General features: G+C 46.3%; 14 protein-coding genes. 6 read left to right on the forward strand and 8 right to left on the reverse strand.

From position 1 onward, the window contains the following. On the reverse strand, positions 1–197 hold a 197-nt coding region (locus H6F50_RS10480), incomplete at its 3' end, for an NAD(P)H-quinone oxidoreductase subunit O (protein ID WP_190428650.1). 535 nt (positions 198–732) lie between these two features. Between H6F50_RS10480 and H6F50_RS10485 the strand changes: the two genes are divergently transcribed. Then, the gene (locus H6F50_RS10485; protein WP_347277156.1) at positions 733–2,175 is read left to right on the forward strand and encodes a methyl-accepting chemotaxis protein; all 1,443 of its coding nucleotides are present in this window, start codon (positions 733–735) and stop codon (positions 2,173–2,175) included. 71 nt (positions 2,176–2,246) lie between these two features. Here H6F50_RS10485 and H6F50_RS10490 read toward each other — a convergent pair whose 3' ends face one another. The 6 genes from H6F50_RS10490 to H6F50_RS10515 all read right to left on the reverse strand — a co-directional run bounded on the left by H6F50_RS10490 (position 2,247) and on the right by H6F50_RS10515 (position 7,485). Then, positions 2,247–3,092 (reverse strand): DNA-formamidopyrimidine glycosylase, encoded by an 846-nt coding sequence (locus H6F50_RS10490; protein ID WP_190428651.1) that lies wholly within the window; start codon positions 3,090–3,092, stop codon positions 2,247–2,249. A gap of 3 nt (positions 3,093–3,095) precedes the next feature. After that, positions 3,096–3,473 (reverse strand): photosystem I reaction center subunit IV, encoded by a 378-nt coding sequence (locus H6F50_RS10495; RefSeq protein ID WP_190411026.1) that lies wholly within the window; start codon positions 3,471–3,473, stop codon positions 3,096–3,098. Between the two features lie 81 nt (positions 3,474–3,554). Beyond that, positions 3,555–4,214 (reverse strand): DUF6391 domain-containing protein, encoded by a 660-nt coding sequence (locus H6F50_RS10500; protein WP_190428652.1) that lies wholly within the window; start codon positions 4,212–4,214, stop codon positions 3,555–3,557. Positions 4,215–4,375: 161 nt separating this feature from the next. Next, complete coding sequence (locus H6F50_RS10505; RefSeq protein WP_190428653.1) at positions 4,376–5,842, reverse strand: ATP-binding protein; 1,467 nt, start codon at positions 5,840–5,842, stop codon at positions 4,376–4,378. Between the two features lie 386 nt (positions 5,843–6,228). After that, positions 6,229–6,822 (reverse strand): PD40 domain-containing protein, encoded by a 594-nt coding sequence (locus tag H6F50_RS10510; protein ID WP_190428654.1) that lies wholly within the window; start codon positions 6,820–6,822, stop codon positions 6,229–6,231. 387 nt (positions 6,823–7,209) lie between these two features. After that, entirely contained in the window at positions 7,210–7,485 is a 276-nt protein-coding gene (locus H6F50_RS10515) for a LuxR C-terminal-related transcriptional regulator (protein WP_190411022.1), read from the reverse strand. A gap of 212 nt (positions 7,486–7,697) precedes the next feature. Here H6F50_RS10515 and H6F50_RS10520 point away from each other — a divergent pair, with 212 nt between their 5' ends. Both H6F50_RS10520 and H6F50_RS10525 read left to right on the forward strand, forming a co-directional pair. After that, entirely contained in the window at positions 7,698–8,705 is a 1,008-nt protein-coding gene (locus H6F50_RS10520; protein WP_190428655.1) for a PfkB family carbohydrate kinase, read from the forward strand. Between the two features lie 11 nt (positions 8,706–8,716). After that, positions 8,717–9,937 (forward strand): class I SAM-dependent methyltransferase, encoded by a 1,221-nt coding sequence (locus tag H6F50_RS10525; protein ID WP_190428656.1) that lies wholly within the window; start codon positions 8,717–8,719, stop codon positions 9,935–9,937. Between the two features lie 5 nt (positions 9,938–9,942). On the opposite strand, the gene dndE is transcribed toward H6F50_RS10525, so the two are convergent. Beyond that, positions 9,943–10,350 (reverse strand): DNA sulfur modification protein DndE, encoded by a 408-nt coding sequence (dndE, locus tag H6F50_RS10530; RefSeq protein ID WP_190428657.1) that lies wholly within the window; start codon positions 10,348–10,350, stop codon positions 9,943–9,945. A 588-nt stretch (positions 10,351–10,938) separates the two neighbouring features. On the opposite strand from dndE, the gene H6F50_RS10535 reads away from it, so the two are divergent. The 3 genes from H6F50_RS10535 to H6F50_RS10545 all read left to right on the forward strand — a co-directional run bounded on the left by H6F50_RS10535 (position 10,939) and on the right by H6F50_RS10545 (position 13,871). Continuing rightward, positions 10,939–11,355: a hypothetical protein gene (locus H6F50_RS10535; RefSeq protein ID WP_190411018.1), complete on the forward strand. Its 417-nt coding sequence runs from the start codon at positions 10,939–10,941 to the stop codon at positions 11,353–11,355. 279 nt (positions 11,356–11,634) lie between these two features. Beyond that, entirely contained in the window at positions 11,635–11,808 is a 174-nt protein-coding gene (locus H6F50_RS10540) for a hypothetical protein (protein ID WP_190411017.1), read from the forward strand. Beyond that, the gene (locus H6F50_RS10545) at positions 11,805–13,871 is read left to right on the forward strand and encodes an AAA family ATPase (protein WP_190428658.1); all 2,067 of its coding nucleotides are present in this window, start codon (positions 11,805–11,807) and stop codon (positions 13,869–13,871) included. The genes H6F50_RS10540 and H6F50_RS10545 overlap by 4 nt, the downstream gene beginning before the upstream one ends. Positions 13,872–13,880 lie beyond the last annotated feature (9 nt).

Consider the following 13,880-nt stretch of genomic DNA (forward strand, 5'->3'; position numbering starts at 1 on the left):
TGATCGGCACGTAACCAGACATTTGGTGCTGGCACCTGACCAAATTTGACGAGTGCGTAGTCACCCCGCAATTGTACAACTTCACCCTTGGTTTCAAATATGTAGGAAGGGAAGCGCGAGTCGCTAGCTTGCGCTTCCACACTGTTTTCTAATTTTTCTCGCACAGCACGAACCAAATCGCCACTTTTGACTGCCATATTTTTGTTCTGCCCTTGTGTCTAGTTCATCACTATTTTAGTTTCTATGAGGGCGGGAAAATCATCTAGAAGCAAATTTACTTAGAGGATGCCTGAAAAAGTCATAATTATGACGCTTAGATGGTGGAGATCCCCCTTGAAAAGAAGAAATTTGAGCTGAATTATCCCCTTTCTAAGGCGGGATAGGCAGATAGAATCAACTTTTGATACTTTTCAAACATCGTCTAAACGCTCGCTCTTTCAAAGCCAGTTCACGAACGCGGACGTCTATTTGCTCTTTGGGGCTTGTGGTTCAATAACACCCCGAAGCTAGTTTCGTAAATCATTGAAAATTTTTGCACTAATCGAAATAAAATGAGCTAAGTTAATAAATATAGTAATACTAAATATAGAAGTACATTTGGTTTGCAAGATGAAAAGTTTTTCTAACTAATTATTTTATTTCAAACTGAACCAAGTCATCTTGGATTATCTCAGTAATCAATAACACTCAAACAGGCAATTAGCAGCCAGTAGCCAGGAAAGGAGTAACTCGGTGAATAAGCCATTAAAACTGAAGTCCCGCATTTTGCTAGGATATTCTGTTCCAATTTTATTGGCAATGGGCGTGGCTGGAGTGGTGCATTACAACATTCACAAAGTCGCTAAAGTTGCGGAAGAGGTCAAATCCATACAAAACAATATTATACAAATAGATGAAATGATTCTTGGAATATCCGTAATGGTACGCAATACCAGAGGTCATGTGGTTTTCCCCAAGGAGAAAAGCTATGAGAAAACCTACGAAGAAGGAATTAAGTTATTTCGAGAAGCATCTAGATTTTTAGAAGGAGAGATTCAAGACCCTCAGCAACGAGAAAATTTGACTAAAATTATTGAGGCGGGTCAGGAAATTGATGAGGCGTCTAGAAAGATATTCAAATTGCTCGATAGCGGTAAGATTGCCGAGGCTGTTGAGTTAACGAAGTCTATACGAATGCTGGGAATTAATGACTGGCGTGAGGATATGCTTAAACAAGCAAATTATCAGTTAGCGGCACAAGCTAAACAACAAGATACTGCGATGTACTGGCTCACGATTGTAGTTTGGCTCGGTGCCGGATTATCCGCAATATTTGCTTTGGGAATTGGTTCGTTAATCGCTTCGCGCATCAGCCAGCAGATTAATGAGATCGTCGATGCGATCGCGCACTCTTCCAGAGCGATCGCTAGCACCGTTGAACAGCAAGAACGCATCGCTGTCTCTCAAGCCAGTTCGGTGAATCAAACCACGACAACGATGGATGAGTTGGGGACTTCTTCTCAGCAATCAGCGCAACAAGCCGCAGCAGCCTCTGCGGGGGCGCGTCAGGCTCTGATGTTAGCAGAAGGGGGAACCGAAGCCGTGCAGCAAACTCTGGGAGGGATGGCGATGCTCAGCGAGAAGGTAGAAGCGATCGCAGCTCAAATTCTGCAATTGAACGAACAAACTCATCAAATTAGCAACATTACAAACTTGGTAAGCGATCTCGCGAACCAGACAAATATGCTAGCGCTGAATGCTGCTGTAGAGGCGGTTCGGGCTGGAGAACATGGTAAGGGATTTGCGGTGGTGGCGGGGGAAATTCGGAAACTCGCCGATCAAAGCAAGAAGTCAGCGCAAGAAATCAACACCCTCGTCGTTGACATCCAACGCGCGATTAATTCAACCGTAAAAGTGACAGCGGAGGGCACGAAGACGGTGGAAGCCGGGGTACAGTTCTCTCATCAAACTGCGGACGCCTTTACGGGGATGACGAACGCCATCAACCATGTAGTTACAAACAGCCAACAAATTGCCTTGAGTGCCCAACATCAAGCGATCGCGATTCAACAAGTCGTTGATGCCATGAACGTCCTCAACCAGGGAGCAAAAGAAACGGCGAGTGGGATCGGGCAAACCAAAGCGGGCACCCAAAACCTCAACGAAGCAGCCCTAAACCTGAAGTCAATTGTCTAATCGCCAATCGCGAATTGATAACTCCCTCCCCTCGGCACCCCTGCCCATCTGCATTTTATAGGGCTGACATTCTAGCGTTGACACTGGGGGCAAAAATGCGCGGAGCGTCCGGCTAATCTAATGCGCTCAATCGGTGTGCTACAAACTCGACAGGGGACACCCGTGCGGTTATAAACCCAGGCGACCCCGCCATAGTTGCCGTTAACGCCCTGCACGTTGAGAAAGTTACTAAAAGTCGTTCCCCCAGCCTCAATACTGGCTTGCAACACTTGAATGATTGCCCCTCTCAAACGCTCAATTTGCGCTAATTTTAGATCGGCACAAAGGGTTTTGGGTGGCACACCACTGAGAAACAACGCTTCATCAGCATAGATATTGCCGACTCCAGCCACCAGAGATTGATCTAGCAGAGCGGTTTTGATGGGACGGCGGCGATTTTGCAGTGCCAGCGCCAGGTACTCCACGGAAAACGCTGTGGAAAAGGGATCGGGGCCTAAAACCTGTAAACCAGTGATGATGCTTTCTGGCGGTGTTCCTGGCGGTACCCACCACATCTTGCCAAAGGTTCGCTGGTCAACAAAGCGCAACTCCTTCTCACTGGTCTTCTCACTGGTAAAGAACAGCCGCACTCGCGTATGTTTCTGGAGTGATTCCTGCGAGTCAAGCCATAGCAGCTGACCCGTCATTCGCAGGTGAACGCCCAACCAGGCAGATGAGGAGAGTTCTGCCAGCAGGTATTTACCACGCCGGTGCCACTGAGTAATAACTGAACCGGCAAGCCCAGCCAAAAAATCTACAGAGGAAAGGGGGTGGGCAATTGTGCGTTCAAGCAACACATCGCCACCCCATATTTCCTGATTCAGGGTCAATTTATTTAGACCCCGGCGAACTGTTTCAACTTCAGGCAGTTCTGGCACAACTTAACGTGAGTCAGTTCCCTGATTGGGAGAGCCTTGTACAACTGAGCTACCTTCTCCAGACTCTGGTGCAGCGCTGGCCTTCCCATCAAGAACTCGGTTGCCCTGACCTGTTCTGCGAGTCCGCTCGTCGATGGTGGTTTGTTTGCCACCGGAAGCGGCAGTAGTGGGTTTCTTCCCTGCTGCCTTGGGTGCTTCAACCTCTACCACTTCGTTCATGGCAAAGTTGTTGGTATTAACGCCAGCGTAGTTGACATTATTGAAACGGACAATCACTGGGTATTTGATGCCGCTCTGGTCTATGGAAGCAACAGTCCCAGTATCCTGAAACCAGAAAGATTCTTTGCGGAGAATCTGAACTTTTGAACCACGTTGAACCATAAGTGTTTTTTCCCTTACGTCATTAAGGTACAGCGTACTACTCGATCGGGAGCTGCTGAGCCTCCCAGTCTTTAAGTTTTATTACTGTTCGATCCAACGCAGTCGGACGAAGTGAGCGGGACGACCCCAGATGTCAGGCGTTGCCGAAATCTCTTCTATCGCCAAATTAAAGGGAATGGAGGTTGTAATGTATTGTTGGGCAAGACCGCCCAGATCGGGCGTTAATTGGGCAGCAGCGGTGGTAGCGATGCCTAAACCCAAAAGTTGCTCGATGGGGCCACGAGGCAGGACGAGATGGATACCCAAGGCGAGTCCGGCGGTGACAAGCATCCCGACTGACAAATTCGTGCCGCAACGCGGATGCACGGCGAGGTTCCATTCTCCACGGGTAATGCGCCGGAGGGCAGTGCGAACAGCACGATGCAAATCAGCGCTGTTGACTTGACCGTAGAGGTAAAATCCTTGGTCGGTGGAAAGACCTCCTAGAGTGTTGTTATCTAGTTGTCTGGAGGTTGATACACCCCTGGCGTTCGGGGAGTTACAGGTGTCGCTCAAGACCCAAACCGTGGCGTGTTCTAAGGCATGAACCTGACGCAGCATCAGGATTTCCTTTAGCCCAGGAACAAAGTTCAGGGTTCTGAGGAGATCGGCATCTTGTGTCGGTTGAGGAGCTGGGGAGTCAAAGCTCCAGTCAAAGCTCCAGAAGTTGCCAGTCTGAGAAGAAGCAGAAGCAGTAGTCATAGAGTAGAACTACTCCAAAAGCAGATAGATTAACTGGGATGTTTTTCAACTTTAGCGTTTACGCCTTTGAGCCGTTGCAAATTTTTGTGAGATTGCCACTCCTGCTACTCGCGCTCAAAAGCCGGTCACGTTGGGGTTTTGTCGGTTGAGTTGTTGAAAGGCTACTCCAGCAAGGTAGATTGATGAGCACGCTGCTGAATAGGAATTTCGATTGCGAATTCTGTTCCTTTTCCTGGCTCTGAGAAGCATTGCAAGCTTCCACCGTGCTTCTCAACGACAATTTGATAGCTGATGGCTAATCCCAGCCCGGTTTCTCTTTCCACATTTTTAGTGGTGAAAAAAGAATTAAAAATGCGTGACTTTACTTCGGAAGCGATACCCGGCCCATTATCGATAATCCGAATCGCTACTTTATCAGCAACTAGGGGCACCGTTGTGCCGTGTGCGTCCTGTTGATTATTTGTTTGATTGTCAGTTGTGTGTTCGCTGACCGCCGAACCCTGAGTGCTGACAATTGAGGTTTGGATGACGATCCGGCTGGGATGGTTTCGGATTTCATCAGGCGATCGCTCTTTGTCATAATCATTCAAGGCATCAATCGCATTGCTGAGAATGTTCAAAAACACCTGATTGAGTTGTCCGGCATAACACTCTACCGGGGGTAAATTTCCATACTCTTTGAGGATCTGAATTCCCGAATGTTCTGTCTTGGCTTTCAGTCGATGCTGCAATATTAGTAAGGTACTCTCAATTCCTTCATGAATATTGACCGGCTTCATCGCTGATTCATCTAAGCGCGAGAAGTTACGCAAACTCGAAACAATCTGACAGATTCTGTCAGCGCCTACTTTCATGGAAGACAACATTCTGGGCAAGTCTTCAATTAGAAAATTTAGATCGATTTCTTCTGCCTGTTCCTGAATCCTTAAAGACGGCTGAGGATATTCTTGCTGATAAACTACCAACAAATCCAATAAAGCTTGAGTATATTCATCTAAGTAAGTGAGGTTGCCGTAGATGAAATTAACTGGGTTGTTGATGGCGTGGACAACACCGGCAACCAGCTGACCCAAACTCGCCATTTTTTCAGATTGAATGAGCCGAGCTTGAGTATTTTGCAGTTGTGTTAAGGCTTCAGTCAGTTGCTGAGATTTCTCGCTGAGCATCTCGACTTGTGCTTCTACTTGGGCGTGCAACCGAGCCTGTTTGATAAAGTTAATATAGGCTTTGGAGTGGTAGCGGATACGAGCGATTAGCTCAATTTTGTCTGGCAGCTTTATCAAGTAGTCATTCACATCCAGAGCAAAGGCTTCCGCTTTGACTGCTGGGTCTTCTTTCGCTGAAAGCACAATAATCGGGACATCTCGCGTTGCGGAATTAGCCCGAAAAAACCGCACCAACAGTAAGCCGTTAATTTCGGGCATTACTAAATCTTGTAAGATGACTGTTGGAGCAACTTCTGTCGCCATTTGAATTGCTTGAGTCGGTTCACTACAATAGTGAAAAATGATATCTTCTTCAGTTGCAAGCATCCGACGTATTGCTACACCGACCAGAGCTTGATCGTCAACGAGTAAGACGGTTAATGGCTGTTCCACAGAAGAAGCTGATTCTGTTTCCTTAAGCATTGCGAGCATTCATCAACAAGAACATTTCACTTTTCTAGGAAAAATTTCCCTAGTTACGTTGAAATTTGGTTTACCATGATTTATTTAGTTAGATTTATCAAGTAAAATTATTTTTATGATAAGTGATTTTTAATCAATATTCTGATTGTAAAAAATCGTCCGCGATCGCGATTGTTTTTTCGGACTTATGCCTAAAGCAATCGTCAGTGTTAAGTTAGAATGTAATCGCCGATACAAGAACTTCTAGAGCATCGGTTTATTTATGACAAACAAAGCGTAAAGTCACCGGGTCAGCCAAATTTAGAAGGGTTGCAGAAGACTCGCGGTTATTCATGTCTCTACAGCAGGTTAACCCCTGCTATTTAACTTTAATTTGGATGCGTCCATCAATTGGGAGCCGCTGGTGTGGGTGAGGCGGGGACTTCAGGGCTGTTTAGAGGTGCCGAACGGCTGGTGGGTAAGGATAATTCGACACCGGGGCCACGATCGTAAATTTCAATGTCCCACTGCCCGGAACGATTGGATTCAAAGGCAATAAATCGACCGTTCCCGCTAATGGTGGGACGGCGGACTTCACCGAGAATATTGTCGGTAATGACCTCAGATTGCAGGCTTTGGCGGTCATAAACGAAAACATCTGGTTTGCCCCGTTCCTCGGAGATGTAGACGATGTAACGACCATCAGCACTGATATCTGGCTGTTCGTGGATGACACCCGCTTGGTTGAGTCCGGGGAGAGGGATAAGGCGACGACGCTGAACGTCGTAGAGATAAACGCCGCGACGGGCTTGGCGGCTTGAGGTAAAGACGAGGTAGCGACCATCGTAAGAAAAGCGGGGTTCTTGTTCGGCGGCTAAGCTGTTGAGGGAGGCTCCCAGCAGTTGCGGAGGCGGAGTGAGCAAGCCGCGATCGCGACATCCACTCAAGGCGGCGAACAAACCAACTGCTAAAACTGGCAGATAACGCTTGTGTTTAGTCATTTGTCATTAGTTTTTCGGGATAGATATTAAATAACTTCAGTCTGGTTGGGGAACTACGTCAAAAGGGCGGAGATTCCCCCCGCCCTTTCGATGTGGCGTTTGATGTTACGACCACCCAACCAGAGTACTGAATGTAGCGTTGGGTAACGCGATCGCTTAACCCAATCTACGAGGTGAAGGGATGTAGGTTATTTAATCCGCGACCCTGATTGATTCGTTTGCTAGCGAATCAGCTATTGACGAATTGAAAAGCAGTTGACAATTCGCCATGAATTCGCTTATCCGTACAATTCGCAATAATTGACTGACCAACAACCCATAACCAACAACCCATGACCAATGACTAATGACGATTGTCTTTTTTCGCAGGGTTTCCCGGTTGCTCGCTTAGGAAATCACTTCATCCGCCGGTGTGGGCAAGGTACAGCAGTTGACTTCATTGATACAAACTTTGCCCCATTGCAAAGCCCAGCGTAGCAGCGCCACCCGATTGTCAGTCTTGGTTTTGGTCAATACATTGCTGATGTGGTTATCCACGGTTCGTTTGCTGATTTCCAGCTTTTGGGCGATGTCATGATTCGTTAAGCCAGCAGCTACTAGCTCAATGATTTGCAGTTCTCGCTCGGAGAGTGTCGCGGGGGTATAAGTCTCGCTACCAGCCATAAGTATTTTTTCCTTAGTTATATCTACTTACTATCTCTTTAATTTTAGAAGATCCTTTGGGGGTAAGCCCGTTCGTGACTGGGATTGAGACAATATCCCCCACCTCTGGGAGTCGGAAAAAAGGCTGGGATCATCTTGAGCTTCTGTGAATATCCGGATCTAGGGGGTAGAGGCTCTGGTAGGCTGAGTTCATGTTGACAAGGAGTGCAGTTGTGACCCATCCCCGCGTTCTCTGCCTCGGAGAGATTTTGTTTGATTGTCTAGCCGATCAACTGGGGCGATCGCTTGAAGATGTCGAATCTTGGACGCCTTATCCGGGCGGCGCACCCGCAAATGTGGCGTGTGCTTTGGTCAAGTTGGGAACCCCTTCTGGATTTATCGGCTGTGTAGGTAAGGATCAGCCGGGAGATCGATTGGTGCAGTTGTTGCAGGAAGTGGGTGTGGATAGTACAGGCGTGCAGCGCCATGACACCGCACCGACGCGGCAAGTTTATGTGGTGCGATCGCTATCGGGCGAACGGGAATTTGCCGCATTTGGCGTTAGCGCTACTTCTGCAAAAGAAACTCGTGACACGACAGAATTTGCCGATACGCACCTACAAGCGTCTGCATTGCCAGAAGCTTTGTTTGAAAACGCTGATTTTCTCGTCCTGGGAAGCCTAGAGTTAGCGTACCCTGATGCGCGAGCGGCAATTACGAAAGCCCTGGAACTGGCAGATCGGTACAATGTCAAAATTGTGCTAGATGTGAATCGGCGCGATATGTTCTGGCCCGATCCCAGCGATTCCAAACCGATGATTCAGGAACTTATTAAGCACGTCGATTTCCTCAAAATCACTGACGAAGAAGCTGAATGGTTATTTGAAACCACCGATGCTGGCGCGATCGCTTACCGTCTGGATTCAGTAGAGGGCGTTTTAGTAACCGGCGGTGAAAAAGGCTGTGCTTACTGCTTGGGTGGGAATGAAGACAAGGTGCCAGCTTTTTCCGTCAAGGTGGTCGATACCACAGGCGCGGGGGATGGGTTCCTTGCCGGGTTCATCGATCAGTTGTGCAAACACGGCATTCAGTATCTCGCTGATGCTGAAATGGCAAAGCAGGTGGTAACTTATGCAAATGCAGTGGGTGGGATCACCGCAATGAAGCCAGGAGCGATCGCTGCACAGCCAACAACGGCTGAAGTGGAAGACTTCCTCAAAACTGTAAATGTTGAAGGTTGAAAGAATCGTTGATGCACGAGTCTGAATCGCTCTTGAGCTTAATTGCACAGCGAATTGCCAACAGTCCCAACCAGCGGATTACCTTTGCTCAGTATATGGAGTGGGTGCTGTACGAGCCGGACTACGGCTACTATGCCACAAACGCCGTCAACATTGGGCCGGAAGGTGATTTTTTTACCGCTCCCAATCTGGGTGCCGACTTTGGCGAACTGCTGGCTGAGCAATTTGTCCAAATGTGGGACATTTTGGGACGTCCGGCGCAATTTACGCTTGTGGAAATGGGGGCGGGACAAGGACTCCTAGCAGCAGATATTCTGCTGCATTTACACCAGCATCATCCAGCATTCTTTAATGCCTTAGAGTACCTGATCGTTGAAAAGGCCGCGGGGCTAATTTCCCAACAGCAGCAGGTGTTGCAGAAATTAGCCCCAATATTCGCCCCAGAATTCGCCCAAACGCAAGGCGCTACACCCGTCAGGTGGTGTTCTCTGGAGGAGATACCTAGCGCTTCCATCACCGGCTGCTTTTTTTCTAATGAGTTGGTGGATGCATTGCCGGTGCATCAGTTTGCGATCGCGCAAGGGAAGCTCAAAGAAATTTATGTCACTACGCCAGATGGAACCCATTTTGAGGAAGTAACTGGCGAACTTTCCACGCCTCAACTGGCTGAGTATTTTGATTTAGTAGGGATTGAGTTGCCCTCTGCTGCCTATGCAGATGGCTATCGCAGCGAGATTAATCTAGCTGCTCAGGATTGGCTGAGTACAGTTGCTGACAAGCTGAAGCGCGGATATTTGTTGACGATTGACTACGGCTACCCAGCAACTCGATATTACAATCCCCAGCGGAGTCAAGGGACGCTTCAGTGTTATTACCAGCATCGGCACCATAACGATCCTTACGTGCAGATTGGGCAACAGGATATCACCGCTCATGTGGATTTTACCGCCTTGGAGCGTTGGGGCGATCGCTGCGGCTTGGCATGGGTGGGTTTTACAAAGCAGGCGTTATTTCTGATGGCGCTGGGATTAGGCGATCGCATTGCTGCCCTTTCCCATAGCGATCGCCCGATTGCCGAGCAGCAAAGTATTATGGATGTACTGCGCCGTCGTGACGCCCTACACCAGCTCATCGATCCAACGGGATTGGGTGGTTTTGGCGTACTGGTGCAGTGCAAAGGGCTAAGCGAGGAAGAGAGAAAGCTAAAGCTCAAAGGTTTGACGATGCCATAAAACAATTAAAAATTTGCTTTTTCATTTTTAATTGTTTCAGCAACTTCAATTAAATTTTCAATTTTCTTGATATTCGGATCGCCTGCTAAATAACCAATCCCGCGATGCAAATGCAGGCGAAATTGAGTCGCCAACGTCTCCCGATCGGTTCCTAATCTATCGTTATGGCAGCGCTGTTTTAAGGCAATTAACAGAATATCAGACAATTCTCCCCCAAAGACGCGCCAAGTCATTTCGACATTACTATCTGCTGGAATTGGCACCGGCGAAGGGATTGTTGGCTCTGCCAGAGAGCGACAAAATGCCCAGCGGCAAAGAATATTCCACTGATCGATTTTGGTGTTGCGCTTGAGCTTACTTAGCTGATCTTTAGCTGTTTGAGACAGGCGAATTCGGTCAATGGGTGGTTCCATCAGTCTTTAAATAGAGCCTTAAACGATAAAACGTGAGGCTTACTCACCCGAAAGCGATCGCTTCCAAGGAGTGCTAAGCACGGAGCCTCTTCTAATTCTTTAGATTAAACTGGGCGCAAGTAAATATTTTGTAAACAAATATTTCTTAAGGATGACAGAATTATCTGTAAATTTACATAATGGGTGGCAGGTGAAACTTACGCATAAGCACTTATCTGGATGACAACAAGTCTCTACGTAAGTACGTAACCAGAGGAAAAATGCGGACACTTAACCTCAAGTTTAAGTATTTTCCCGAATTCCTGAATATAGAACAGTTACTTAAAGCCATCAAGTTACACGATGAAATGACAATTCATTGATTTTCCCTCTACCTGTATCAATGAAAATAGCCACTATAATTCCACCTTAAACAACAGTTATATGTAAATCAAACCCCTCTGATTAGAGGTTGAGTAATTAATGTAAACTTGCTCAACAGCTAGCAAACCCTACTTTAATCCTGAAAGTTTGAGGAATGCTTTAAAAATTCATCCTTGGCGCTACGCGCAACCTTTTACACCATAGCTTTTTAAAAGCCTTAATTCTATGAACATACTCAACAAGTTATCAGCAGCTACATTTACAGCAACGTTGGTTGCTTTCGCAACAGCAGCCTCAGCAGCTGAAGAGGCGATCATCCCGGTAACTCAAGCTAATAAGCCACTGACTCCAGTTCTGGAGGGTGTCGTATCTTGCCCTACTGGACCTTACATTGCTTATTTTGGTTATAAAAATGAAAACAGCGCAACTGTTGACAATCCGGTTGGCGTGTATAACAAATTCACTCCCAGCCCGGAGAATCGTGGGCAGACAACATCGTTCTTGTCGGGACGTGTATACAATGCCTTTAGCGTAAAGTTCGACGGAGGCAACTTAGTCTGGACTTTAGCGATTCCGGGAAAACGGCGAACTGCGACTGCTTCGAGTACTAACGCAACACCTTTAGATGTTTGCCCCTTATAAGTAATCTAAGCTCAATTTATCTTCCTGCCAGTGGGGAGGGCTGAGGAGAAGTGATTCAATAATGACTATACGGCACTCTAAGAGCATTCCTAGAGTGCCTTGTGGTGTAGCTTTCCAAAAGCTATATTCCTTTAATTCTTTTTAAACGCAGAGGACGCGAAGGAAACCGCAAAGGTACGCACAGAGCAATAATTCCTCTGTGCGTACCTTTGCGGTTAACTTTTGCTACCTAAAGCGTTTAAAAATAAAATAGAGTTGATTTGCAGGGTGGTAAGCCAAATGACAAAAGAACCCTATTTAAATGAAGTACAGGAGCCAATTACGACAGCTCCATCAGAAGTTTATCAAATCATTGAGCGAGTATTACAGGCGGAGAAAGATAAGCTCTACATGAAACAACCGCGCAATATCAATGATGATATTTTGACAATTGTGAAGGAAGTGGTGCGATGAAGCTAACTTCCATCAAATTATGCAATTTTCGGCAATTTTATGGTAAGACTCCAGAAATTTTGCTTTCCTGTGGAGAGGAAGAAAATACTACGATTATCCACGGCAATAATGGTGCGGGAAAAACAACGCTGTTAAATGCATTTACGTGGGTATTGTACGAGAAATTTAGTGCCGCTTTTGCTTCACAAGAGCAGCTGGTGAATAAGCGATCGCTTGCAGAAGCAAAACCAGGCTTTCCAGCAGAATGCTGGGTAGAAGTTACTTGGGAACATAACGATAAACGCTACCGAGCAAAACGCGAGTGTCGCGCTTATAAGGGTGCAACTATTGAGAAAGGCGAAAGCAAGCTGTATATGCAAATCGCCGGAGATGATGGAATTTGGAGATTGCCTACCCAGCATCCAGAAGATATCATTGGGCGAATCTTACCAGAAAGTTTGCATCAGTATTTCTTTTTTGATGGAGAGCGAATTGAGCAAATTGTTCGCTCCGAAAAAAAGGAGGAAATCGCTGAAGCAACGAAAAAACTTTTGGGAGTCGAAGTTTTAAATCGTGCCATCAAGCATCTGGGGGAGGCAAGAAAAACCCTAGAAGCTGAGTTAAAAGCAATTGGTGACTCTCAAACTCAGCAGTTATTAAAGAAAAAAGAGCAGCGAGAGAAAGAAAGCGATCGCTTATCTAATCGTCAAACAGAAATAGGGGAAGAGTTAGCCGCTCAACAAACGCTGAAAAAAGAAATCAGCGCCCATTTACGGGAACTCGATGCAGCTAAAAATTTAGAAGAAGAACGAAAATCTCTGGAAGAGCAGAAAGCCTTCAATCAACAAAATCTCAAAACAAGCCAGGAAGCCTTAAAACGGGCTATCTCAACCCAAGGTTACACAGTTTTATTATCCGAGACAACAGCAGCATTCCGAGCGATTATTGATAATTTACGACAGCGAGGCGAGCTACCCTCTGGCATCGATCGGCAATTTGTCACTAATTTATTATATCAGCAACGCTGTATTTGCGGTACGGAATTGCATGAGGGAACTGCTGTTTATGGAAATGTTGAAGGTTGGCTAGATAAAGCAGGAATTGCTGCTGTTGAGGAAACTGCGATTCGCATGAGTGCCCAAGTAGATGAAATTGATAAGCAAGCACCGGCATTTTGGGAAGAAGTGGATACAGAGCAAGCGAATATTACTCAGTGTAGACAAACCATTTCTCAAATAGAAACGCAACTAGATGAAATTCGGGATAAGTTAAGAAAAGATCCCAGTGAGGAAATTCGCAACTTTCAAAAGCGGTTAGATGAAATTGAAGCAAAAATTCGAGATTTAACTCTAGAAGAAGGGGAGAATCGCCAGAAAATTGCCGATATTAAAACTGAAGTTGAAAGCTTAGGGAAGCAAATTGCCAAACATGAGATGAATGAGGCAAAGCAAGCGCTAGCCCAGCGACGAATTGCTGCAACCCAGGATGCAATTGAGCGATTAACCGAAGTGCGATCGCGTTTGGATCAACAGTTTCGCGTGCAGCTAGAAAAGCGGGTACAAGAAATTTTTAGTGAGATTTCCTTTACCCCCTATATCCCCAAACTTAGTGAAAAGTATGAGCTAACATTAGTAGAAAATACCGCCGGTTCAGAGTCACCCGTCGCTGCTTCTACGGGAGAAAATCAAATTCTCAGCTTATCGTTTATCGGTAGCATTATCGATAGGGTTCGCGAGTGGAGTCATAAGGAAATGCTGATGGTACCAGATAGCAGCACGTTTCCAATTGTGATGGATTCTCCCTTCGGAAGTTTGGATGAAATTTATCGGCGGCAAATTGCGAAGACGATTCCCAGATTAGCAAATCAGTTAGTGGTTTTAGTCACTAAAACTCAATGGCGCGGTGAAGTAGCCGCAGAAATCGCTACTCGGATTGGTAGGCAATATGTATTGACTTATTACTCTTCTAAGCCGGAATGCGAAAAAGATTCGATTGAATTAAACGGAAACGATTACGATTTAGTTAGGCAAAGTCCTAACGAGTTTGAATATACCGAGATTGTAGAGGTGGATTATGATTTCTAGTTCATCATT

This window comes from Coleofasciculus sp. FACHB-712 (assembly GCF_014695635.1).
Classification (GTDB): Bacteria; Cyanobacteriota; Cyanobacteriia; order Cyanobacteriales; family FACHB-T130; genus FACHB-T130.